At 68.4% G+C, this 22911-nt stretch carries 21 protein-coding genes; 5 read left to right on the forward strand and 16 right to left on the reverse strand.

The window, feature by feature from the left end:
* Positions 1 to 5: 5 nt before the first annotated feature.
* From panB to dksA, 8 genes are all read right to left on the reverse strand, one after another.
* Positions 6 to 797, reverse strand: coding sequence for a 3-methyl-2-oxobutanoate hydroxymethyltransferase (panB, locus tag C1H66_RS18080; protein ID WP_102629273.1), 792 nt, complete (start codon positions 795 to 797; stop codon positions 6 to 8).
* 117 nt (positions 798 to 914) lie between these two features.
* Positions 915 to 1409, reverse strand: a complete 495-nt coding sequence (gene folK / locus C1H66_RS18085; protein WP_102629274.1) for a 2-amino-4-hydroxy-6-hydroxymethyldihydropteridine diphosphokinase — start codon at positions 1407 to 1409, stop codon at positions 915 to 917.
* A complete protein-coding gene (pcnB, locus tag C1H66_RS18090; protein ID WP_102629275.1) occupies positions 1406 to 2803 on the reverse strand; it encodes a polynucleotide adenylyltransferase PcnB in 1398 nt (465 codons plus the stop codon). Before pcnB ends, folK begins: the two co-directional genes overlap by 4 nt.
* A gap of 899 nt (positions 2804 to 3702) precedes the next feature.
* The gene (locus C1H66_RS18095) at positions 3703 to 5082 is read right to left on the reverse strand and encodes a sigma-54-dependent transcriptional regulator (RefSeq protein ID WP_102629276.1); all 1380 of its coding nucleotides are present in this window, start codon (positions 5080 to 5082) and stop codon (positions 3703 to 3705) included.
* Positions 5060 to 8020 carry an ATP-binding protein gene (locus C1H66_RS18100; protein WP_102629277.1) on the reverse strand — a complete coding sequence of 987 codons (2961 nt, stop codon included), beginning with the start codon at positions 8018 to 8020 and terminating at the stop codon, positions 5060 to 5062. Before C1H66_RS18100 ends, C1H66_RS18095 begins: the two co-directional genes overlap by 23 nt.
* 36 nt (positions 8021 to 8056) lie before the next feature.
* Positions 8057 to 8233: a hypothetical protein gene (locus C1H66_RS22985; RefSeq protein WP_170064182.1), complete on the reverse strand. Its 177-nt coding sequence runs from the start codon at positions 8231 to 8233 to the stop codon at positions 8057 to 8059.
* Positions 8234 to 8246: 13 nt separating this feature from the next.
* On the reverse strand, positions 8247 to 9140 hold the full coding sequence (gene gluQRS, locus C1H66_RS18105; protein WP_102629278.1) for a tRNA glutamyl-Q(34) synthetase GluQRS: 894 nt from the start codon (positions 9138 to 9140) through the stop codon (positions 8247 to 8249).
* A 90-nt stretch (positions 9141 to 9230) separates the two neighbouring features.
* Complete coding sequence (gene dksA / locus C1H66_RS18110) at positions 9231 to 9668, reverse strand: RNA polymerase-binding protein DksA (RefSeq protein ID WP_102629279.1); 438 nt, start codon at positions 9666 to 9668, stop codon at positions 9231 to 9233.
* Positions 9669 to 9894: 226 nt separating this feature from the next.
* Here dksA and C1H66_RS18115 point away from each other — a divergent pair, with 226 nt between their 5' ends.
* Positions 9895 to 11055 carry a pyridoxal phosphate-dependent aminotransferase gene (locus tag C1H66_RS18115; protein WP_102629280.1) on the forward strand — a complete coding sequence of 387 codons (1161 nt, stop codon included), beginning with the start codon at positions 9895 to 9897 and terminating at the stop codon, positions 11053 to 11055.
* A gap of 5 nt (positions 11056 to 11060) precedes the next feature.
* Positions 11061 to 11837, forward strand: a complete 777-nt coding sequence (sfsA, locus tag C1H66_RS18120; RefSeq protein WP_102629281.1) for a DNA/RNA nuclease SfsA — start codon at positions 11061 to 11063, stop codon at positions 11835 to 11837.
* A gap of 49 nt (positions 11838 to 11886) precedes the next feature.
* Here the strand turns inward: sfsA and C1H66_RS18125 are convergent, their stop codons facing one another.
* From C1H66_RS18125 to C1H66_RS18155, 7 genes are all read right to left on the reverse strand, one after another.
* Entirely contained in the window at positions 11887 to 13158 is a 1272-nt protein-coding gene (locus C1H66_RS18125) for an RNA polymerase sigma factor (protein ID WP_102629282.1), read from the reverse strand.
* Between the two features lie 8 nt (positions 13159 to 13166).
* Positions 13167 to 13619, reverse strand: a complete 453-nt coding sequence (locus tag C1H66_RS18130) for a DUF4426 domain-containing protein (protein ID WP_102629283.1) — start codon at positions 13617 to 13619, stop codon at positions 13167 to 13169.
* Between the two features lie 50 nt (positions 13620 to 13669).
* Positions 13670 to 14269, reverse strand: coding sequence for a methionine biosynthesis protein MetW (gene metW, locus C1H66_RS18135; protein WP_102629292.1), 600 nt, complete (start codon positions 14267 to 14269; stop codon positions 13670 to 13672).
* Positions 14269 to 15426: a homoserine O-succinyltransferase MetX gene (gene metX, locus C1H66_RS18140; RefSeq protein ID WP_102629284.1), complete on the reverse strand. Its 1158-nt coding sequence runs from the start codon at positions 15424 to 15426 to the stop codon at positions 14269 to 14271. The genes metW and metX overlap by 1 nt, the downstream gene beginning before the upstream one ends.
* A gap of 53 nt (positions 15427 to 15479) precedes the next feature.
* Positions 15480 to 16073 (reverse strand): YggT family protein, encoded by a 594-nt coding sequence (locus C1H66_RS18145; RefSeq protein WP_102629285.1) that lies wholly within the window; start codon positions 16071 to 16073, stop codon positions 15480 to 15482.
* 65 nt (positions 16074 to 16138) lie between these two features.
* Positions 16139 to 16963 carry a pyrroline-5-carboxylate reductase gene (gene proC, locus C1H66_RS18150; protein ID WP_102629286.1) on the reverse strand — a complete coding sequence of 275 codons (825 nt, stop codon included), beginning with the start codon at positions 16961 to 16963 and terminating at the stop codon, positions 16139 to 16141.
* Positions 16964 to 17028: 65 nt separating this feature from the next.
* Positions 17029 to 17736, reverse strand: coding sequence for a YggS family pyridoxal phosphate-dependent enzyme (locus C1H66_RS18155; RefSeq protein WP_102629287.1), 708 nt, complete (start codon positions 17734 to 17736; stop codon positions 17029 to 17031).
* 67 nt (positions 17737 to 17803) lie between these two features.
* Here C1H66_RS18155 and C1H66_RS18160 point away from each other — a divergent pair, with 67 nt between their 5' ends.
* Entirely contained in the window at positions 17804 to 18838 is a 1035-nt protein-coding gene (locus tag C1H66_RS18160) for a type IV pilus twitching motility protein PilT (RefSeq protein WP_102629288.1), read from the forward strand.
* A gap of 27 nt (positions 18839 to 18865) precedes the next feature.
* On the forward strand, positions 18866 to 20008 hold the full coding sequence (locus tag C1H66_RS18165; RefSeq protein ID WP_102629289.1) for a PilT/PilU family type 4a pilus ATPase: 1143 nt from the start codon (positions 18866 to 18868) through the stop codon (positions 20006 to 20008).
* 21 nt (positions 20009 to 20029) lie between these two features.
* On the opposite strand, the gene C1H66_RS18170 is transcribed toward C1H66_RS18165, so the two are convergent.
* Positions 20030 to 21169 carry an anhydro-N-acetylmuramic acid kinase gene (locus tag C1H66_RS18170; protein ID WP_102629290.1) on the reverse strand — a complete coding sequence of 380 codons (1140 nt, stop codon included), beginning with the start codon at positions 21167 to 21169 and terminating at the stop codon, positions 20030 to 20032.
* A gap of 119 nt (positions 21170 to 21288) precedes the next feature.
* Here C1H66_RS18170 and tyrS point away from each other — a divergent pair, with 119 nt between their 5' ends.
* On the forward strand, positions 21289 to 22488 hold the full coding sequence (gene tyrS, locus C1H66_RS18175) for a tyrosine--tRNA ligase (protein WP_102629291.1): 1200 nt from the start codon (positions 21289 to 21291) through the stop codon (positions 22486 to 22488).
* Positions 22489 to 22911: the final 423 nt, after the last annotated feature.

The raw sequence follows: 22911 nt of genomic DNA on the forward strand, positions 1-22911 counted from the left end.
GGCTCCTAGAAGCAGTGTTCCTCGGCCGGGAAGCGCCGGGCCTTGACGTCCTCGTGGTAGCGCCGGAAGGCGCCCTGGATGTCGTCGGCCTCCGCCAGGAAGTTCTTGACGAAGCGCGGGGTGCGGCCGTGGGTCACACCCAGCACGTCGTGCATCACGAGGATCTGGCCATCGGTGTCGGGGCCGGCGCCGATACCGATCACCGGCACGTCCAGGGCCTCGCTCACCGCGCGGCCGAGGCTCGCCGGCACACACTCCAGCAGGATCACCGAGGCGCCGGCCGCCACCAGGGCGCGGGCATCCTCGAGGATGCGGGCGGCGTGCTCGGCCTCCCGGCCCTGCACCTTGTAGCCGCCGAGCCGATGGACCGACTGGGGGGTCAGGCCCAGGTGGGCGCACACCGGGACGCCGCGGCGGGTCAGCTCGCGGATGCCCTCGGCCATCCAGGCGTCGCCTTCGACCTTGACCAGCTCGGCGCCGGCGCGCATCAGCTCGCCGGCATCCTGCAGCAGGCGCTCGGTGCTCGAGTTGCTCATGAACGGCAGGTCGACCATCAGCAGGCTCGCGCCCTTGCCGCGCGCCACGCAGCGGGTGTGATAGCAGATATCGTCGAGGGTCACCGGCAGGGTGCTGGCATGCCCCTGCAGGACCATGCCCAGGGAGTCGCCCACCAGCAGGACCTCGACACCGGCTTCGCCGGCGGCGCGGGCGAAGGAGGCGTCATAGGCGGTCAGGCAGCTGAAGGGCTCACCGGCGCGCTTCGAGGCCTGCAGCGTGCTCAGGGTGACGGTTTTCATGGCGTGCTCTCGTGGTTGTCGTCGGCGTGGTCTGCTCGGGACCCGTCTCGTCTGTAACCCGTGATTGTTACCCGAACCGTCCCGAGGTGTCGATAGGTAACACTTGGCGTGGGCGTGTCAGGCGACGGGTAACACCGGGCACAGGCTGCCGTCGTTCAGCGCCCCGGCCAGCTCGCTCACCCGGCGGCCGTCGGGCAGTCGCAGCGTCGGGGCGAGCTCTGCCAGCGGTACCATCACGAAGGCGCGCTGCACCATCTCGGGATGGGGGACCGTCAGGCGCGGCAGCGCCAGGCGTCGGTCATCGAAGAGTAACAGATCCAGGTCCAGGGTGCGGGGCCCCCAGCGGCGCTGGCGGACCCGGCGGTGGCGCTGTTCCAGGGCCTGCAACTGGTCGAGCAGGGCCAGTGGCGAGAGACGGGTCTCGAGGCGTGCCACGGCATTGATGAAATCGGGTTGGTCCTGGGGGCCGACCGGTCGGCTCGCGTAGAGTCGCGAGGCGGCGACGCAGCGGGTCAGCGGCAGTCGGTCGAGCGCCGCGAGGGCGCGTTCGACCTGAAGGCGAGGATCGTCGAGGTTGCTGCCCAGGCCGATCCAGGCGTGATGGCCGCTCATGCGTCGCCCGAGGGGCCTCGGGGCTTGCGCCGCCTGCGGCGCCGCTTGCGGGGCGCTCCGCTGCCGGCGGGGTCGGCCCCGACCTTGCCCAGCAGGCGGCGCTGCTCGTGCTCGTCGGCCTCCTGGAAGGCGGTCCACCAGTCGCCGAGATCCGGCTCGAGCTCGCCGGCGGCCTCGCGCAGCAGCAGCAGGTCGTAGGCGGCGCGGAAGCGGGGGTGCTCGCGGGTCTGGTAGACGCGGCGGCCACGGCGCAGCGGCAGGCGCTGCTGCAGGTCCCAGATGTCACGCATCGGCAGGCTGAAGCGCTTGGGGATCGAGATATGCTGGAGTTGCCGCGATACCACCTGCTGGGCGGCGGCCTGCAGTGCCGGGATCGGTGGCATGTCGTCGGCTTCCAGGGCCGCCAGGCGGAGTTGCACCGGCCCCCAGAGCAGGGCGGCGAACAGGAAGGCCGGCGTGACCGGCCGCTCCTCGGCGATGCGGCGGTCGGTGCTCTCGAGGGCCAGCTCGACCAGCCGCTCGGCCCAGGGCAGTTCGGCCATGGCCTCGTCGGCCTCGGGGAACAGCATGGCGAACAGGTCGTAATGGCGCAGCAGGTGGAAGGTGTCGAGGCCATGACCGCCCATGAACAGCTTGAGTATCTCGTCGAACAGCCGGGCGGGGGGGATCTGCAGCAGCAGCGAGGCGTGTTCGCGGATCGGCGCCTCGGTGGCCGGGTCCAGGCGGAACTCGAGCTTGCCGGCGAAGCGCACCGCGCGCAGCATGCGCACCGGATCTTCCCGATAGCGGGTGGCCGGGTCGCCGATCAGGCGCAGGGTGCGTGCCTCGATGTCACGTACGCCGTCGGCGAAGTCATGGATCGAGAAGTCGGCGATGCTGTAGTAGAGGGCGTTGACGGTGAAGTCGCGCCGCAGGGCGTCCTCCTGGATGTTGCCCCAGACATTGTCGCGCAGCAGCAGGCCGTCGTCGGACTGCTGGGCGATATGGTCGCCGTGATCGTCGCCCGGCTTGCCGCGGAAGGTGGTGACCTCGATCACCTCGCGACCGAAGCGCACGTGCACGATGCGAAAGCGCCGGCCGATGATCCGCGAGTTGCGGAACAGCTCCTTGACCTGCTCCGGGGTGGCGTCGGTCGCCACGTCGAAGTCCTTGGGCATGCGTCCGAGCAGCGAGTCGCGGATGCAGCCGCCGACCAGGTAGGCCTCGAAGCCGGCGTTGTGGAGGCGATAGAGGACCTTGAGCGCCCCATCGCTGAAGTGCTGGCGCGATACCGGGTGCTCCTGGCGCGGAATGATGCGTAGCCCGGTGCTGCCGCCGGGCGCATCCTGGGGGCCGAGCAGCGCTTTCAGGTGCTCGCCCGGGCTCTGCAGAAAGCGGGTAAATCCTTTGAACATGCGGCGATATCGACTCGCGGGGGTACGAAAAGCGTTGAGTGTAGCCGACACCCGACACCTTGCAAAGCATCGGGGGACCAGAACTCGCGGATGGCGCGGGAGAAGTGGCGACGGAAGGGTGACAAAAGCAGAAAGGGGGGCCAGCTGGCCCCCCTGTCAAGCAATTTTGCAGCGTCCGTGCTGCTGGTTCTTCTTCGTGATGGCGCATCGCCTTGAATACGCACCACAGTCACCAAGGAGAATTTCAGGCAAGCAGTGTTGTTGTCCTTGTTGACGCTCCTGAGGGCGACCACCTCGTATTCAAAACAATAATCCAACCACGACGGCATGGAGATATGCCTCCCCCCGGCTTGTTGGTGTTGTTGCCGGGAGTGCACCTTGACGACCGTTGTTCTTGTTGGCGGTCGTAATCTGATGCGTCGCGTCCTGATGGCTCCGGTGCTTCGAGCGTCTTGTTCTTGTTGACCCGAAGGGCTCACGCGTGACCGTCTTGCTGTTGTTGTCGCCGGTCGTCGCGTCTGCAGCATCTCTGGCCCGAGGGTGTTGTTCTTGTTGGCGGGTCAGGCCCGTCACCGCGTCTCTGCCCTGTTGTTGTTGTTGGCAGTGGGTGACATCCGGATTTGTTTTTCTTGCCCTATATGATAGCAGGTCTCATGCCATGTCATTTTTACCCATTTAAAATCATGGTGTTACTGATGGTTGATCGATTGGGGGCAGAGAGGGGGGGCGGGAGTGTTACCGGTCTGGCCCCTTCGTGGGGCACTTCCTGGGTGGGAAGGTAACAAGTGGTGCAGCGGCGAGCCGCTGGAGGGAAAAGACACGCCCGCGGCGTCGGTCGCGGGCACTAGAACCTTGGTCTAAGTCGTCGGGGCACGGCACGGAGGAGGGCCGTGCCTGGCTCATCCGGCGCTGCGCCGGGGGCTCTTCTTGCGCGGGATGCCGAGTCGCTGCCGCCGCTCCCACAGGCACTTGCGGCTGATGCCGAGCTTCTGGGCGAGCTCGGTCTCGCTCATCTGGTCCTGGTGCTCGAGCACGAAGTGCTGGAAGTAGTCCTCCAGCGAGAGGTCCTCCTCGGCGTCGCCCGGCTCGTCGGCGCCGCTACCGATGCTGGGCGGGGGGGCGGCCAACGGGCGAGGGGGCGCCGACAGCCCCAGGTCATCGGGATGGATCAGGTGACCCTCGGCGAGGATGACGCCGCGCTCCAGGGCATTCTCCAGCTCGCGCACGTTGCCGGGCCAGGGGTAGTCGTGGATGGTGCGCCGGGAGGCGCGTGACAGCCGCAGCCCCTCGCGGCCATGGCGCTGGCACGCCTTGTCCAGCAGGATGTCGGCGATCTCGAGGATGTCGTCGTCGCGCTCGCGCAGCGGCGGCAGGTCGATCTGCATCACGTTGAGGCGGTAGTAGAGGTCGAGGCGGAATTCGCCGGTGCGTGACAGGGCGCGCAGGTCACGGTGGGTGGCGGCGATCAGGCGCACGTCGACGTGGCGGGTCTCCACCGAGCCGATCTTGCGGATCTCGCCCTCCTGCAGCACGCGCAGCAGGCGCGCCTGGGCATCCAGTGGCAGTTCGCCGATCTCGTCGAGGAACAGGGTGCCGCCGTCGGCGGCTTCCACCAGGCCGGTGCGGGCGGCGCTGGCGCCGGTGAAGGCGCCCTTCTCGTGGCCGAACAGCTCGGACTCGATCAGCGTCTCGGGAATCGCCGCGCAGTTCACGCAGATCAGTGGCGCCGCGGCGCGCCTGCTCTGCTGATGGATGGCGCGGGCCACCAGCTCCTTGCCGGTGCCCGACTCGCCCTGGATCAGCACCGTGACGTCGGCGGGGGCGGTCTTGCGGATGCGGGTGTAGACCACCTGCATGGCGGCGCAGCTGCCGATCATCGGCTGGGCGTTGCCCCCCGGCTCCGTGACGTCGGGAGGCTCGGTGCTGCGGGCGGCCTGCTGGTGAAGTGCCCGCGCCACGGTCTCGAGCAGCTCGTCGTGGTCGAAGGGCTTGGCCACGTAGTCCACCGCACCGAGCTTCAGGGCGTCCACCGCCGAGCGCATGCTGGCGTAGCTGGTCATGATCAGCACCGGAATGGGCGCGGCACGGGCGATCAGCTCGGTGCCGGCCTCGCCGGGAAGGCGCAGGTCGCTGATCACCAGGTCGAAGTGCTGGGGGTCGAGCTCGAGGGCCTCGGCCACCGAGCCGGCCTCGCTGACCCGGTAGTCATGGCGCTCCAGCAGCCGCCGCAGTGCGGTGCGGATGATGGCTTCGTCTTCAACGATCAGAATCCGGCTCATCGGGGCTTTCACCATCCTGTCGGTTGAGGGGCAGCCAGAGGCTGATGCGGGTGCCGCAGGGCTGTCCGGGCGGCGGGGAGTCGATATCGATCTGCCCGCGATGCTCGGCGATGATGCTATAGACCAGTGGCAGGCCGAGCCCCGTTCCCTCACCGGGCGGCTTGGTGGTGGTGAACGGCTCGAACAGGTGGTCGCGGACGCGCTCGTCGATGCCGTGGCCCTCGTCGGTCACGGTGACCAGCAGCCACTCCCCTTCCGGGGTCGCGTCGACGACCACCCGGCCGCCCGGCTCGCTGGCATCGCGTGCGTTGCCGAGCAGGTTGATCATCACCTGCAGGAGCCGCTGGGCGTCGCCCTGGACCACCAGGTCGGGGGGGCAGAGATTGTGATAGTCCACATCCTCCCCCGAGCGGGCCAGGTGGATCAAGTGCAGCGCCTCGTCGGTGACGGTGGCCATCGACACCGGGGCGAAGGCCTGGCCCGCCACATGGCGGCCACCATGGGCGAAACCGACCAGCGAGGAGACGATACGCGAGACCCGGTCGGTGAGCTGCTGGATCTGCCCGGCGGTCTCGAGCAGCTGGGGATCATCGGTGTCGTAGCGCAGGTTCTGGGCCAGCGAGGAGATGCCGGTGATGGGGTTGCCGATCTCGTGGGCCACGCCGGCGGCCAACTGGCCGATCGAGGCCAGCCTGGCGGCATGCACCAGCTCGTCCTCCAGCCACTTCATCTCGCTGTGGTCCTCGATCAGGATCACCTTGCCGCCGCGCTCGTCGTCATCGTCCTCGAGCTCGGCCTTGTGCAGCGTCAGATAGCGCAGGCCGCCTTCCAGTTCCACCGGCTGCTTGTAGAGGTGGCTGTGGGGCTCGGCGAGGATGCGCCCGAGCAGCTCGTCCCAGGGAGCGGGGAGGCTGTCGCGACGCGCGCCGATCACGCTCTCGCCGGGGATGCCGGTGAGCGTGGAGAGGGCGTCGTTCCACATCAGCAGCTCCCCGTCGTCGCCGAAGGCGCAGAGCCCCACGGGCAGGCGCGTCAGGGTGCGCCGGTGGTAGCGGCGCAGGCCGTCGAGCTCCCGGGCCAGGCCGGTCAGGCGGGTACGGTAGGCTTCCAGGCGGCTCTCGACGAAGTGGATGTCCTCGGTGGCGTCGCCGCCATCCTGGCGATAGGGCAGGTAGCGGTCGACGATGTCCTGGGCCACCGACGGGCCCATCAAGCCGGACAGGTTGGCCTGGATGCGGTCGCGCAGGCGGCGCAGCGCGTAGGGGCGGCTCTCCAGCGGCGAGAGATGCAGCGCCGCCAGGGCGCGGTCGACCTCGCGCGAGGCGACGTCTTCGCCCAGGGCGCGGGCCAGGTAGTGCTTGAACTCCTCGCCGTTGGTGGCCTCCAGCGGCAGCCGCTTGGGCCGGATCACCGCGTCCACCGAGCAGGCCTCGGCGGCGGCCCGCTCCCCCGGTGAGGTCCGGGTGGCCAGCGAGACCAGGATCAGGATCAGGATGTTGGTGGCCAGCGACACCAGGGTGACGATGTACCACACCGGCTCGCCGGTGAGCCCCTCGAGCCCCGGAGGGAGCAGTACCAGGGCCGGCAGGCCGGTGAGCAGCGGGGGCCACAGGCCGGCCAGCCAGATCAGGGTGCCGGCGACGAGGCCCGACACCATCCCCTTGCGATTGGCCCCGGGCCAGTAGAGCAGCGCCAGCATGCCCGGCAGGCACTGGGCCATGCCGATGAAGGCGGCCAGGCCCAGGGTGGTGAGGTCGTGGTGCACCCCCACGGTGCGATAGAAGAGCCAGCCACCGAGGATCACCGCACCGATCAGCGCCCGGCGCAGCCAGCGCAGCCAGCGGTAGAGGTCGGGTTGGTCGACCGGCGGGTGGGCCACCAGTACCAGGTGATTGAGGATCATCCCCGACAGCGCCAGGGAGATGATGATCATGGTGCCGCTGGCCGCTGCCAGGCCGGCGATGAAGGCCAGGGCGCCGACCCACCAGGACTCCGAGAGGGCGAAGGCCAGGTAGGCCGCCCCGCCCCCCGTGGCCTCTGCCCCGACCCGCTGGGCGCCCCACAGGATCAGCGGCACCGGCAGTGCCATCAGCAGCAGGAACAGCGGCAGTGTCCAGGCGGCCTGGAGCAGGGTGCGTCGGGAGAGGGTCTCGGCGAAGGTGATATGGAACATGTGCGGCATCAGGAAGGCCGCGGCGAAGAACAGCAGCAACAGGGTGCGCCACTGGGCCGGGTCGAGGTGCTCGACGCCGGCCTGGGCCGCACGACCGGGGCCATCCAGCCAGGCCTGGAGGTCGGCGGGACCGTCGAAGACGACGAACAGGGCGAAGGCGCCCAGTGCCAGCATGGCGCCGAGCTTGACCGCCGACGCCAGCGCGATGGTGACGAGCAGGGTGTCGTGGCGGGCGTGCAGCCGGGTGTGGCGGGCGCCGAAGAGGATCGTGAACAGGGCGATCAGCCCGCAGAAGACCAGGGCCAGCAGCGACGGCGAGGCGGCGCCGGTCACCAGGAAGATGGCGTCGCCCATGGTCTGTACCTGGAGGGCCAGCAGCGGTATCACCGCCAGCAGGCTGACCAGGGTGACCAGGGTGCCGACCCAGCGTGACCGGAAGCGGAAGGCGAAGAGGTCGGCGAGCGAGGAGAGCTGGTAGGTGCGGCTCAGGCGCTGGATCGGTACCAGCAGCACCGGGGCGAGCAGGAAGGCGCCGGCCACCCCGAGGTAGTAGGCCAGGTAGCCGAACCCGGCATTGCTGGCCAGCTCCAGGCTGCCGTAGATCGCCCAGGCACTGGCGTAGACACCCAGCGCCAGGGTATAGACCGCCGGGTGGCGGGCGATGCGCGAGGGTATCCAGCCACGCTCCACCGCCAGGGCACAGAGGAACAGCAGCAGCAGGTAGCCGGTTCCCAGCGCCAGGACACTGGCCAGGCTGGCGCTCATCGGCGCTCCTCGTCGCCCGGGCTCGTCGGTCGCCTGTCAGCGCTCATCGAGTTTCCTCTTCTGTTCCAGCCACACTGTCAGGGCGATCAGCACTCCCCAGATGAGGAAGGGACGGTACCAGGCCACCCCGGGGTTGGCCCAGCCGCTCATCAGTAGCGGCGAGAGCAGGTAGCCGCCGAAGACCAGGAAGAGCATGAGGCGATAGACGTACACGGTGCGCTCCTCTTCAGTGGCTGGCCACGGTGGCCGAACGCTCGGGGTGGGGGTGGATCCGGCCGACGTCCCACGCCGTGATCGCCCGGGCGAGTTGCTCGGCCACCGGGGCCGTGGCGAGTTCCGCCGGCGGACGCTGGTCGAGCGCCACCAGTGCCCGGTGCAGCAGTGGCCGTACCGCGTCGTCGTCCAGTGGCAGCGGCGGGGCCAGGTTCTGCTTGGAGAGCTTCTGGCCGTCGCCGCCCATGACCAGTGGCAGGTGCAGGTAGCGCGGTTCGGGCAGGTCGAGGCCGTGCTGCAGCTGGCGCTGCCAGGGGGTATTGTCGAGCAGGTCGAAACCGCGGACCACGTCGGTGATGCCCTGGTCGGCGTCGTCCACCACCACGGCGAGCTGATAGGCCCAGAGGTCGTCCCTGCGCCTGAGTATCACATCGCCGAGCGTAGCCGGGTCGACGTGCTGCTCGCCGAACAGCCGGTCGTGCCAGGCGACCGGGCGCAGGCCGAGGTCGCTGCGCAGCCGCCAGGCCATCGGCTGGCCGGGCTCGCGCAGGCCCTCGCGGCACCAGCCGGGATAGATCGGGTGGTCGCGCCACTGCTTGCGTGAGCAGCTGCAGGGGTAGGCCAAGCCCCGCTCGACCAGGGTGTCCAGCGCCGCCTGATAGGCCGCATCGCGCTCGTGCTGCCAGTGGATCGGTCCGTCCCACTCCAGGCCGAAGGCCTCGAGCTGGCGCAGGATGGCCTCGGCGGCACCCGGCGGGCAGCGCGGCGGGTCGATGTCCTCGATGCGCAGCCGCCACTCGCCCCCGGCCCGGCGGGCATCGAGAAAGCTCGCCAGCGCCGCCACCAGTGAGCCGAAGTGCAGCGGCCCCGAGGGGGTCGGTGCGAAGCGGCCGCGGTAGTGGCTCATGACTGGCTCCGCCGGTGGGCGTCAGACATGCAAACGGGCACCCAGGGGTGCCCGTCGCGACGTTGCTGCAAGGCGATCGGCATGGCCGGCTCAGCCGCCCAGCTGCTTTTCCTTGAGCTCGGCGAGCGTCTTGCAGTCGACGCACAGGGTGGCGGTCGGACGCGCTTCCAGCCGGCGGATGCCGATCTCGACGCCACAGGCCTCACAGAAGCCGTAGTCGTCCTCGTCGATCTTCTCGAGGGTCTCGTTGATCTTCTTGAGCAGCTTGCGCTCACGGTCGCGGGTGCGCAGCTCCAGGCTGAAGCCCTCCTCCTGGGTGGCGCGGTCGGCCGGATCGGCGTAGTTGTTGGCCTCTTCCTGCAGGTGGCGCACGGTGCGATCCACCTCTTCCATCAGCTCCTGTTTCCAGCCCAGCAGGATCTGTCGGAAGTGCTCCAGCTGCTGTTCGTTCATGTACTCTTCACCCGCGGCCGGCTCGTACGGGGTGAATTTCTTGGGAGCTTCCGTCTTCTTTTCTGCTACTGGCATGGGACTGCCTCGTTACTGTGGTGACTGCTGATCAATACCCGCCATGGTGCAAGGTATCTCACGCCAAAAGGATGCTTGTTTAGCGGAAAAACGCAGGCTTTGCAACTCCCCTGGCTGCCCGATCTGCGCGGGTGCAACGAAAGTCGGTACAATGTCCCCGTTGGACCGCGTGGCGACGAAAGAATGCCCGTTCCGGTCGATCATCGCACAGGCACAGGAGCCAGTCATGTCATGGAATTCGCGTGTCGAGCGGGTCGCCCCCTTCCGGGTCATGAGCCTGCTGGAGGCCGCCCAGGCCCGGGAGGCGGTCGGACACGATGTGATCCACCTGGAAGTGGGCGAGCCCGACTTCGCAACCCCCGCACCGGTGGTGGCCGCTGGCCAGGCGGCATTGACGGCGGGGCACACCCGCTATACGCCGGCGGCAGGGCTGCCGGCGCTGCGCGAGGCCATCGCCGGCCACTATAGCAAGCATTTCGGCGCCGAGGTCGATCCCGCGCGGGTCCTGATCACCCCGGGGGCGTCGGGGGCGTTGCTGCTGGCCAGCCAGCTGCTGGTCGGCCCCGGCGACAGGGTGTTGATGGCCGACCCCAACTATCCCTGCAACCGCCACTTCATGGCCCTGGCCGGCGCCGAGGTGGACGCCGTGCCGGTAGGCACCGAGAGCGGTTGGCAGCTCGACGCGGAGCTGGTCGCCCGCCATTGGCGCGACGATACCCGCCTGGCGATGCTCGCCAGTCCCTCCAACCCCACCGGCCATATGCTTGATGCCGAGCAACTGGCGGGGGTGGCCGCTGCCGTGGCGGCGCGCGGGGGGCAACTGCTGGTCGACGAGATCTATCAGGGCCTCTGCTATGACCTGGAACCGCTGTCGGTGGCGTCGATCACCCCGGACGCCTTCGTGGTCAACAGCTTCTCCAAGTATTTCGGCATGACCGGCTGGCGCCTGGGCTGGCTGCTGGCCCCCGCTGACGCGGTGGAGCCATTGACCCGACTGGCCCAGAACGTCTTCCTGGCGGCGCCCACGCCGGCCCAGCATGCGGCCCTGGCCGCCTTCACGCCCGAGTGCCGCGAGATCCTCGAGGCGCGGCGCGTCGAGCTCGGCCGCCGCCGCGATGCCCTGCTGGCCGGGCTCGCGCGGCTCGGGCTGGCGCCGTCGCTGCCGCCCCAGGGGGCCTTCTACCTGTGGCTCGACATCTCGCGCTACAGCGACGACAGCCAGGCCTTCTGCCGGCGGCTGCTCGAGGAGGAGAACGTCGCCATCACCCCGGGCATCGACTTCGCCCTCGCCGGTGGCGAGCATCACGTGCGCATCGCCTTCACCACCGGCATCGCGCGCCTGGAGGAGGCGGTGAGCCGGCTCGAACGCTTCCTGGCAAGGGGCTAGACGGCATGGACTATCCCGCCCTGGTGCCCGGCACCCTGCTGCGCCGCTACAAGCGCTTCCTCGCCGACGTGCGCCTCGACGACGGCCGCGAGGTGGTGGCGCACTGCCCCAACACCGGCTCCATGCGGGCGGTGAGCGTACCGGGCTGTCGCGTGTGGCTGGCGGCGAGCGACAACCCCGCGCGCAAGCTGGCCTGGACCTGGGAGCTGATCGAGCTGCCCCAGCCCGATGGCTCGCGGGCCTTGGCCTCGGTCCATACCGGCCGCGCCAACCGCATCGTCGAGGAGGCGCTGGGCGAGGGGCGGGTGCCCGCGCTCGCCGGCTATGCGGCGCTCCGGCGCGAGGCGAAGGTGGTGCACGGGACCGGGGAGCAGGCGTCTCGGCTGGATTTTCGCCTCGATGATCCGGTGCGCGGCACGGCCTTCGTCGAGGTCAAGCAGGTGACGCTGAGAGAGACCGATGGCCACGGCTATTTCCCCGATGCGGTGAGCGTGCGTGGCAGGAAGCACCTCGAGGTGCTGGCCGAGCTCGCCGCCCGGGGCCAGCGAGCCGTGTTGCTGTTCTGCGTGGCCCACGCGGGCATCCCCGACGTGGCACCGGCCGATCACCTGGATCCGGCCTATGCGGCGACGCTGCGTGAGGTGGCGGGCCGTGGTGTCGAGGTGCTGGCGCACCGCTGCGAGGTCATGCGTCGCGAAGGCGTACCGGCGGCGATCCGCCTGGGCGCTGCGCTGCCGGTGTCACTCGAGCGCCGGGTGGATGTCGCCCTCGACCTCGACTGAGTCGGGGGTGACCCAGAGATCGTCACGCAGCGCTCGCTTGCCCATCCGCTCAGGCCGGGACGCACTCCGGCAGGGCCTGTGCCACGCGCTCCAGGGCGTCTCGTCCCTTCGCGTCGCCGGCGTGTCGTTGCCACCATTGGCGGTGAACGCTGCGGACCCGGACCGTGATCTCGGAGAGCCCCAGGACCTGCGCCATCGCCAGCCGATGCAGGCCCTTGTTGGTCTTGATGATCCGACCATGACGGTCGATCGTCACCCCCAGCCTGTCCTTGCCCTCGTGCTTGTCGAAGCCGAAACAGGCCATGTTCTCCATGTACAGCAGGTAGAGCCGCAGGTACTCGAGGATGCGTTCACGGCTGTCGAGCAGCATCCCCTTGTGGTGGGAGCGCAGCGGGCGGCCCTGTTCCCGCTGCTGCTCGAGCCGCCGGAAGGTCTCGCTGCGGCTCGGCTCCAGCCGATGGGTCCAGAGATCCTGGATGAAGCGGGTGCGACTGCTGTCGGCCAGGGAGTGGTGGGGCAGGTCCCAGTCACCGGACCACAGGAACAGGTTCGAGGCCTTGCGCCGCTCCGTGCGGTCGGGAAAGGCATCGGGATAGCTCATGCAGCGGACCAATCGCCCGGGGTTCACCTCGAGATCCAGGCGGTCGCCCAGGGCGGCTTCGACACTGCGCCGTGGCAACCCCTGGGCTTCCAGCCACTGGCCGACGGAACGCTGGGCCAGCCAGCGCCGGAATGCCCACTCCTCCAGGGGTCGACCCAGGCGACGCTTGAAGCCCTCCTTGGCCTGGTAGGCGAGGCGGGAGGTCAGCATCTTGCGGCGGAGCCTGGCGTCGTAGAGCGGCGGATGCACCAGCTCCCCGGTGGGGGTCCTCGGCAGCTGCGGGGCCGCCAGCCGAGCCAACAGGGACTCGGTCAGGCGATCGCCCAGCGATGCACTGGGCGGTCGCGGCTCCAGGCCGTGGGCCAGCGTCCACAGGGCCTGGCCCTGCAACCCGGTGGGGACCGCTCGGGGGGCCGAGGGGGGGCGGCCAGCCAGGGCCTCGAGCTGGCTGTGCAGCCGGCTGCCGAGGATGGTGAAGAGCCAGGAACCCGGGGGAAGGTCATCGGCGGCGAAGCGCCCGGCATTGAGCCAGGCCAGCAGCAGGGTGTCGTGCACGACATCCTCGGACTGGCGGACGTCCTGTACGAAGTGGAGGGCGGTGGCCAGCATCGCGGGAGCGACGGCTTGCCGAAGTCGGTGGAATCCCTCGGGGTCCCGGTGGCGGCAGGCGTCCAGGGCCTGCGTCAGGGGGGCCGGATTCTCCGGCAGGCGCGCACTCATCCGAAGGGTCACCTGTCTATATAGAATCGCTGGATGAAGCTGACTTCGGCGGGTTCACTGTTGCGGTCGTAGCGTACCTCGAGGTCGAAGCGCATGGGGGCGTCCTCGTGGATGCGGAAGACCGCGATCTGCGACACGCTGTCGCCGCTGCGCAGGGTGCGGAAGGCGAGCGGTTCGCCGTTCGCGCCCCCCAGTTCACCGACTCGGCCGTTGACGGTGGCCGGCACGACCCGGGTCGTGCCGTCCTCCTGCTCCTCGAGCACGCTGACATTGAGCAGCGCCATCACCGGGCTGCGCTGGATGCGGTGTTCCTCGGCGACCTCCCGGGGCAGGAAGCTGGTGTTCACTGCACTGTAGTGGATCTGGTAGTCACCGACCTGCTCGAACTGCTGGGCCTGCAGCGGCGGGGCAAGCAGCAACAGCCCCCCCAGGGCCAGGCCGGTCAGGAATCGCTGGATCATGGTATGCCCCCGGTCTTGCGCTTCGGTTCGTGGTTCTTGTTCTGCTCGAGTCAGTCACTCCGGCGGGTGACGCGGAAGATGGCGATCTCGCCGAACAGGTTAGGCCACCAGCGCGAGGTCCAGTGGCCCTCGTGGTCGCCGATACCCACCGCCCGGTCGACGATGATCAGACCCTTGTCGCGGCAGAGTTGTTCAAAGTCGTTGAAGGTCGACAGATGGATGTTGGGGGTGTCGTACCAGGCGTGGGGCAGCGACTTGGAGACCGGCATGTAGCCCTTGAGGCCGAGATAGGCCCGGTGTCGCCAGTAGGCGAAGTTGGGGAAGGTGATGATGCACTCTTCCGCCACGCGCAGCATCTCGTCGAGCATGCGGTCGGGACGGCGCAGGGCCTGCAGGGCCTGGGTCATGATCACCAGGTCGCAGGCGTCGTCCTCGAAGTTGGCCAGCCCCTCGTCGAGGTTCTGCTCGATGACGTTGACGCCGCGTTCGATGCAGGCGGTGATGCCCGCCGGGTCGATCTCCAGCCCGTAGCCGGTGACCTTCTTGTCGCGGGCCAGGGCCGCCAGCAGGGTGCCGTCGCCGCAGGCCAGGTCGAGGATGTGGGCCCCCTCGGGCACCCAGTCGTGGATCAGCTTGAAGTCGGCACGCATCATGGGTGGTCCTCCAGGCCGAGGTCCCGGGCCACGCGGGCCATGAAGGCGGTGAACACCGCCTGGTAGCGGGGCTCGGGCATCAGGAAGGCGTCGTGACCGTGGGGGGAGTCGATATTGGCGTAGCTGACCGCCTTGCCGGCACGCACCAAGGCGTTGACCAGTTCCCGCGAGCGTGACGGCGGGAAGCGCCAATCGGTGGTGAAGCTGACCACCAGAAAGGGGCAGGCCGCCGGCGCCAGGGCCCGGGCGAGGTCGCCACCGTGGGGCGCGGCCGGGTCGAAGTAGTCCAGCGCCTTGGTCATCAGCAGGTAGGTGTTGGCGTCGAAGGAGGTGGAGAAGGTGTCGCCCTGATAGCGCAGGTAGGACTCCACCTGGAACTCGACGTCGTAGCCGAAGTTGAGGTCGTCGGTGCGCAGGTCGCGGCCGAACTTGCTGCCCATGGCGTCCTCCGACAGGTAGGTGATGTGTCCCACCATGCGGGCGAGCTTGAGGCCGCGTCGGGGCACCTTGCCCTGCTCGGCATACCAGCCGTCGTGATAGTCGGGGTCGGAGCGGATCGCCTGGCGGGCGACCTCGTTGAAGGCGATGTTCTGGGCCGACAGCTTCGGCGTGGCGGCGATCACCGCCGCATTGGCGATTCGCTCGGGATAGGCGAGGGTCCACTGGACCACCTGCATGCCGCCGAGGCTGCCGCCGATCACCGCGGCGAAGCGCTCGATGCCGAGCCGGTCGGCCAGCCGCGCCTGGCTATGGACCCAGTCACCCACCGTCATCATCGGGAAGTCCGGCCCCCACTGGCGGCCGGTCTCGGGGTTCTCGCTGTTCGGGCCGGTGCTGCCGTGGCAGCCGCCGAGGTTGTTCAGCGAGACCACGAAGTAGCGGTCGGTATCGATGGACTTGCCGGGGCCGATATGGGCGTCCCACCAGCCCGGCTTGCGCTCCTCGGCGCTGTGGAAGCCGGCGGCGTGGTGGTGGCCGGAGAGGGCATGGCAGATCAGCACGGCATTGGAGCGCGCGGCGTTGAGCGTGCCGTAGGTTTCATAGACGAGGTCGTAGGCCGGCAGCGTCTTGCCGCAGGCCAGGGCCAGGGGGTCGTCGAAGTGCGCCGTCTGCGGCGTCACCAGGCCGACCGAGTCGCGCGGAAGCTCGGGCATCAGTCGTTCGGTGTCCAGTCGTTGCGTGGTGCCTGTAGTCATGGCGTTCCGGCTCAGAGGCCGACCAGGGCGCCGGAGATGCCGGCCGCACGGGTCAGCGAGCCCACCACGATACCATCGATGATGCTGATGGCGATGAAGGCCACGATGGGCGAGATGTCGATCATGCCCAGCGGCGGGATCACGCGGCGCAGCGGCGCCATGATCGGTTCCACCAGCTGCATCACCAGGAGCGCGCCGGGATGGCTGGCGTTGGGGGCGACCCAGCTGAGGATGATCATCACGATCAGCGCGAAGAAATAGATCTTGAGGATGGCGTTGGCCAGTGCCGCGACCGAGCCGATGGCCACGCCGACCAGCGGTGGCATGCCGAAGCCGGCCACCTGCAGGATCACCACGATGCTCACCGCCTTGAGCACGAAACCGGCCGCCAGGGTGGCCAGGTCGAAACGGTTCATCACCGGGCCGAGGAAGCCCTGGAAGGGACGCACCGCCGGCTGGGTGATCTTCACCACCGACTGGCTGATGGGGTTGTAGTAGTCGGCCCGGGATGCCTGCAGCAGGAAGCGCAGCATCAGCAGGAACAGGTAGATATTGATGAGGGTGTTGACCAGCAGCAGGCCGGCACTTCCCAGTTGACTGCCCATCAGGGCTCCTCCATGTCTTTAAAAACGCGGACTTGTGTACACATGCCGAGTCAATGCCGGTCGGGTCAACGCGTGCCGAGCTCGTCGGCCATCTCGCGGGCGCGGGCGGCGCAGGCCTCGAGCGCTTCCCCCATGATCCGGCGCAGCCCGGCGCTTTCCAGGTGTTCGATGGCGCGCTCGGTGGTACCGCCGGGGGACATCACGTTGCGCTTGAGTTCGGCCGGGGTCTTGTCGCTCTGCTGGGCCATCTTCGCTGCGCCCAGCGCCGTCTGCATCGCCAGGCGGCGGGCGGTCTCGGCGGGCAGGCCGAGGGATACGCCGGCGTCTTCCATCGCCTCGAGCATCAGGAAGAAATAGGCCGGGCCACTGCCGGATACCGCGGTCACGGCATCGAGCAGGGACTCCTCCTCGACCCACTCGACCAGGCCCACCGCCTCCAGCAGTTCGGTGGCGAGCCGGCGCTGCTCGTCGCTGACGTTGGCGTTGGCGAAGAGTCCGGCGGCGCCGGCGCCGACCAGCGAAGGCGTGTTGGGCATGCAGCGCACCACCGCCAGGTCACCACCCAGCCAGTGCTCGAGGGCCTCGGCAGGCAGGCCGGCGGCCACCGAGATGATCAGCGGACGGCGGCGCTGGACCACGTCACGCAGTCCCTCGCAGACGTCGCGCATCATCTGGGGTTTCACCGCCAGCACCACCACGTCGGCCTGGCCGACGGCGGCGGCGTTGTCGGTATTGGTGTGGATACCGAAGCGTTCGTGCACCGGGGCAAGAAAGGCATCGCTGGGCGAGGTGGCGGTGATGGCGGAGGGCGAGAAGCCGTTGTCGATCATGCCGCCGATGATGGCGCTGGCCATGTTGCCGGCGCCGATGAAGGTGACTCTGCTGGCCATGCGATCTGTCCTGTGTCGGTCGACGAATGTTCGGCCGGCCTGCATTGCCGGCACGCGTGTTGAGCTTACTGTCGTGCTGCCCGCTCGCCGAAGATGGCGGTGCCCAGCCGGACCAGGGTGGCACCCTCCAGCACGGCGGCCTCCAGATCGGCGGTCATGCCCATCGACAGGGTGTCCAGCGGTGCGTCCGGGAAGCGTTCCTGCAGGGCCGCCAGGGCCTCGCGCAGCCGGGCAAAGGGCGCACGCTGGGCCTCGCGGTCCTCGGCCGGCGCGGGAATCGCCATCAGCCCGCGCAGGCGCAGGGCCGGCATCGCCAGCACCGCCTCCGCCAGGGCCGGCAGCTCGGCGAGCAGGACGCCGGACTTGCTGGGCTCCTCGCTGATGTTGACCTGCAGACAGACGTCGAGTGGCCCGAGCCCCGCGGGGCGTTGATCGTTGAGACGCTGGGCGAGCTTTTCCCGGTCTAGGCTGTGTACCCAGGCGAAGTGCTCGGCCACGGCGCGCGTCTTGTTGGATTGCAGCGGACCGATGAAATGCCAGACGATGTCGTCGAGGTCCGCGAGTTCGGCCTGTTTGTCGAGGGCTTCCTGGACATAGTTCTCGCCGAAGTCGCGCTGGCCGAGCTGCCAGGCCTCGCGTATCAGGCCCGCCGGCTTGGTCTTGCTGACGGCGAGCAGGCGGGCGCCCGCTACGGGGCGCCCGGCGGCCCGCAGGGCCTCGGCCAGGCGGGCACGGGCAGCGGCCAGTGACTCGGAAAGTACCAAAGCCTTCATCACGTAAGGTCTGTCATACTGGTCATAACTGAAGGGAACCTTATCATCCCGGAAGCAGGGGAAACGCATGGATATTACCGAACTGCTGGCGTTCTCGGCAAAGCAGAACGCGTCGGACCTCCATCTGTCGGCAGGCCTGCCGCCGATGATACGTGTCGACGGCGACATCCGCCGGCTCAATGTGCCGGCCATGGAGGACCGTGAGGTCCGCAAGCTGATCTACGACATCATGGCGGATCGGCAGCGCCGCGACTACGAGGAGTTCTACGAGACCGACTTTTCGTTCGAGGTCCCGGGGGTCTCGCGCTTTCGTGTCAACGTCTTCAACCAGGTGCGCGGGGCCGGGGCGGTGTTTCGTACCATTCCCTCGGAAGTGCTGACCCTGGACGACCTGGGGATGGGCGACGTCTTCCGCCGCCTGGCCATGTTGCCCCGCGGCCTGGTGCTGGTGACCGGCCCCACCGGTTCGGGCAAGAGCACGACGCTCGCGGCGATGATCGACTACATCAACGACAATCGTTACGAGCATATCCTCACCATCGAGGACCCGGTGGAATTCGTCCACCGCAGCAAGCGCTGCCTGGTCAACCAGCGTGAGGTGCACCGTGATACCCATGGCTTTGCCCCGGCCCTGCGCAGCGCCCTGCGCGAGGACCCGGACATCATCCTGGTCGGCGAGATGCGTGACCTGGAGACCATTCGCCTGGCATTGACCGCGGCCGAGACCGGTCACCTGGTATTCGGCACCCTGCACACCACGTCGGCGGCCAAGACCATCGACCGTATCATCGACGTCTTTCCCGGCGACGAGAAGTCCATGGTGCGCTCGATGCTCTCCGAGTCGCTGCAGGCGGTGGTCTCCCAGGCCCTGCTGAAGCGCCAGGGCGGGGGGCGAGTGGCGGCCCACGAGATTCTCGTCGCCACGGCGGCGGTACGCAACCTGATCCGCGAGGACAAGGTGGCGCAGATCTACTCGGCGATCCAGACCGGCGGCAACCTGGGCATGCAGACCCTGGACGCCTCGCTGGCCAGGCTGGTGGCCGACAACGTGGTGGCCCGGGACGAGGCTCAGGCCAAGGCCAAGAGCGTGCTGGCGAGCTGAGCACGAGACGAGTAGAGGAGCAGGGACATGACGGCAACAGAGTGGCTTCACCAGCTGCTGGACATCATGGTGCAGAGGGAGGCGTCGGATCTGCTGATCTCGGTGAATGCCCCGCCGACCCTGAAGATGGCGGGCCAACTCACCCCCCTGGGGGATCAGGCGCTCAGTGTTCAGCAGGTCAACGAGCTGGTCAACGCCTCGGTCCCCGAGGGGTTGCGCGCGCGTTTCCAGGCCGAGCGTGAGGCCAATTTCGCGCTCAGCCTCAGCGGGCGCGGTCGTTTCCGGGTCAGCGCCTTCCAGCAGCGCAACCAGCTGGCGATGGTGATCCGCCGTATCGCCTTCGAGATTCCCCACCTGGAGGAGCTGTCGCTGCCCCCGGTGCTGGGGGAGCTGGCCAACATCAAGCGCGGCCTGGTGTTCGTGGTCGGGGGGACCGGCACCGGCAAGTCGACCACCCTGGCGTCGATGATCCAGCAGCGCAACGAGACCATCGGCGGCCACATCATCAGTGTCGAGGATCCCATCGAGTACGTTCACCCGCACCGCAAGGCGATCATCAACCAGCGGGAAGTGGGCATCGACACCGACTCCTTCGAGGTGGCGCTGAAGAACACCCTGCGCCAGGCGCCCGACGTGATCCTGATCGGCGAGGTGCGTACCCGGGAGACCATGGAGCATGCGCTGACCTTCGCCGAGACCGGCCACCTCTGCCTGGCCACCCTGCACGCCAACAATGCCAACCAGGCGCTGGATCGCATCATCCACTTCTTCCCCCATGAGCGGCACGAGCAGATCTGGCTCGATCTGTCGCTCAACCTGCAGGCCATCGTCGCGCAGCAGCTGTTGCCGACGGTGGACGGTGGCCGCTGCCCGGCCATCGAGATCCTGCTCAAGTCGCCGCTGATCGGCGACCTGGTCCGCAAGGGCGAGGTGACCGAGATCAAGAACGTCATGGCGCGCTCACGGGACCTGGGCATGCAGACCTTCGACCAGGCGCTCTATGACCTCTTCAGGGCAGGCAGGATCACCGAGGAGGTGGCGCTGGTGCACGCCGATTCCGCCAACGACCTGCGGATGATGATCAAGTACGGTGACCAGAACAGCGAGGGGCTTGCCCAGGCCAGGGAGGCGGCGAACCACCTGTCGCTGCGCGGCGAGGACGACTTCTAGGCATGTCGTGCCGTATGCCGGTCAGGCGGCGTAGACACCGCCGAGGACGCGGCAGCCCGAAGCCCCGGTGACCGAGGGCAGGTTGCCGGGCCGGGCCTGGAGCCTTCGCCAGGCGAGCCAGGCGAAGGCGCCGGCCTCCAGCCAGTCGGCGGGCCAGCCCCAGTCGGCGCTGGCGACCAGCGGCGTCTCGGGCAGGTGGCGCGCCAGGCGGGTCAGCAGATCGGGGTTGTGGGCACCACCGCCGCAGGGGATCAGCGCCGCGGCTGGGGGGGCCGCCAGCCGTTCCCGCGCCATCCCGATGCCGAGGGCGATGCTGGTCGCGGTCAGCTCGGCGAGTGTCGCCTGTACATCCTCCGGTGCCTCCTCCCCCGTCAGCCGTCGTTCCAGCCAGTCGAGGTGGAACAGCTCGCGGCCCGTGCTGCGGGGCGGCGGCTGGTGGAAGAACGGCTCCGCCAGCAGGCGCTCCAGCAGGGCGTCATCCACCCGGCCCGAGGCCGCCCACTCCCCTCCGGCATCGAAGCGCCCGCCGCGGTGGCGGGCATACCAGGCATCCAGCAGGGCATTGGCCGGGCCGGTGTCGAAGCCGAGCGGAGCCCGTTCGTCTTCCGTCGGTGGCAGCAGCGTCAGGTTGGCGAAACCGCCCAGGTTCAGCACCAGGCGCCATTCGCCCGCGGCACGCAGCAGCGCTTCATGAAAGGCCGGGGCGAGGGGAGCCGCCTGCCCCCCGGCGGCGAGGTCGCGGCGGCGGAAGTCGGCCACCACCGGGCAGCCGGTGAGTTCGGCGAGCAGGCTGGGGTTGTCGAGCTGCAGGGTATAGGCGGGGCCGCCATCATGGCCGTGGGGGGCATGCTCGATGGTCTGGCCGTGGCTGCCAATGGCGGCGATCGCCTCGCGCGGCGTGTGGCTGGTGGCCAGCAGTGCCTCCACCGTGTCGGCCTGCAGGCGACAAAGGGCATCCTCGGCGGCGGCCAGCTCGGCGAAGCTCACCCGCTCGGCATGGCAGAGCCGCCAGAGGCGCTGGCGCAGCGGCTCGGGCATCGGTTCGGCGTGGGTCGCCACCAGGCGCGGGCGGTCCATCGCGTCGCTCTCCGCTATCTCCACCAGGGCGGCGTCGATGCCGTCGAGACTGGTGCCGGACATCAGGCCGATGAACAGTGACATGTGTCTCTCCCGAGTCGAGGTGGCGTAACCGCACGCCACCGAGTCATGCTACCATTCTGCCCCATTCGATGGGCCCTGTACGCAGGGGGATCAACCGTGATGTCGTGGAGTGGGAGAAGATGACCGATGTGGCGAGCGCGCTGGCGCTTCTGAAACGAGGCACCCAGGAGATCCTGCTCGAGGAGGAGCTGGTCAAGAAGCTCGAGTCCGGGCGCAAGCTGCGCATCAAGGCGGGCTTCGACCCGACGGCCCCCGATCTGCACCTGGGTCACAGCGTGCTGTTGACCAAGATGCGCCAGTTCCAGGAGCTCGGTCATGAGGTGATCTTCCTGATCGGCGACTTCACCGGCCGTATCGGTGACCCCTCCGGCAAGAACGTGACGCGCAAGCCGCTCACCGCGGAGGAGGTCAGGGTCAACGCCGAGACCTACAAGGAGCAGGTATTCAAGATCCTCGATCCCGACAAGACCGAGGTGCGCTTCAATGCCGAGTGGTTCTCCGCCATGAGCGCGGCCGACATGATCGAGCTGGCCGGCCAGAGCACCGTGGCGCGCATGCTCGAGCGTGACGACTTCGAGAAGCGCTACAAGTCCGGACAGTCCATCTCCATCCACGAGTTTCTCTACCCGCTGGTGCAGGGCTATGACTCCGTGGCATTGAAGGCGGACGTGGAACTCGGTGGCACCGACCAGAAGTTCAACCTGCTGATGGGCCGAGAGATCCAGAAGCACTTCGGCATGGAGCCCCAGGTGGTGATCACCATGCCGCTGCTGGAAGGCCTCGACGGCGTGCAGAAGATGTCCAAGTCGCTGGGCAACTATGTCGGCGTCGACGAGGCGCCGGGGGCCATGTTCAACAAGCTGGTCTCCATGCCCGACAGCCTGATGTGGCGCTACTTCGAGCTGCTCTCGCTCAAGCCCAACGAGGAGATCGAGGCGCTCAAGCGCGATGCGGAGCAGGGGGCCAACCCCCGCGACATCAAGATGGTGTTGGCCCGCGAGCTGATCGGCCGGTATCACGGCGCGGACGCCGCGGCCAACGCCCACCGGTCCGCCGGCAACCTGCTCGCCGAGGGCGAGCTGCCGGAAGACCTGCCCGAGGTGGAGGTCGACTTCGAGGGCGGTGCCCAGGCGCCGATCGCCGCGGTACTCAACCGCTCGGGGCTGGCCAACAACAGTGCCCAGGCCAAGGACATGCTGGGCAACGGGCGGGTGAAGGTGGATGGCGAGGTGGTCGAGCGCGACCATCTGCTGGATACCGGCAAGAGCTACGTGATCCAGGCAGGCAAGAAGCGCTATGCACGGGTGACCGTGCGCTGATTGCAGGGCAACTGATTACAAGTCAGTTGCTCCTTGGTTCTCCCGATACCCTCACTGCCAGCGCCCGCCTCGAGCGGGCGTTGTCGTCTCCGGGCAGGGGGCGACTTGTCCACAGGCCCTGTCGTTGCGCGGGCTGTGGACGGTTTCCCATGCCGGCCTGTCACTTTCCTGAAAGTTTTTTACAAAAGGCCTTGTGGCGGCCCGGGGAAATCCGTAAAGTACGCATCCGCTGCCGGCGACGGGCAACGTTGCAGGCGGTGATGAGTGACAGAAGTGATTGTTCTGGAAGCATAAATCTTGACAGTCACGGCGGATTCGCTAGAATGCGCCTCACTCGATCGGCGGCCACCAGGCGGTGGTAGAGGCGGTCAATCGGTGAGTCCCTGGGCTCACGCAGCGGTCGACAGATCGCGGTTGACAGGC

The organism is Halomonas heilongjiangensis, from assembly GCF_002879645.1.
Taxonomy (GTDB): domain Bacteria; phylum Pseudomonadota; class Gammaproteobacteria; order Pseudomonadales; family Halomonadaceae; genus Halomonas; species Halomonas heilongjiangensis.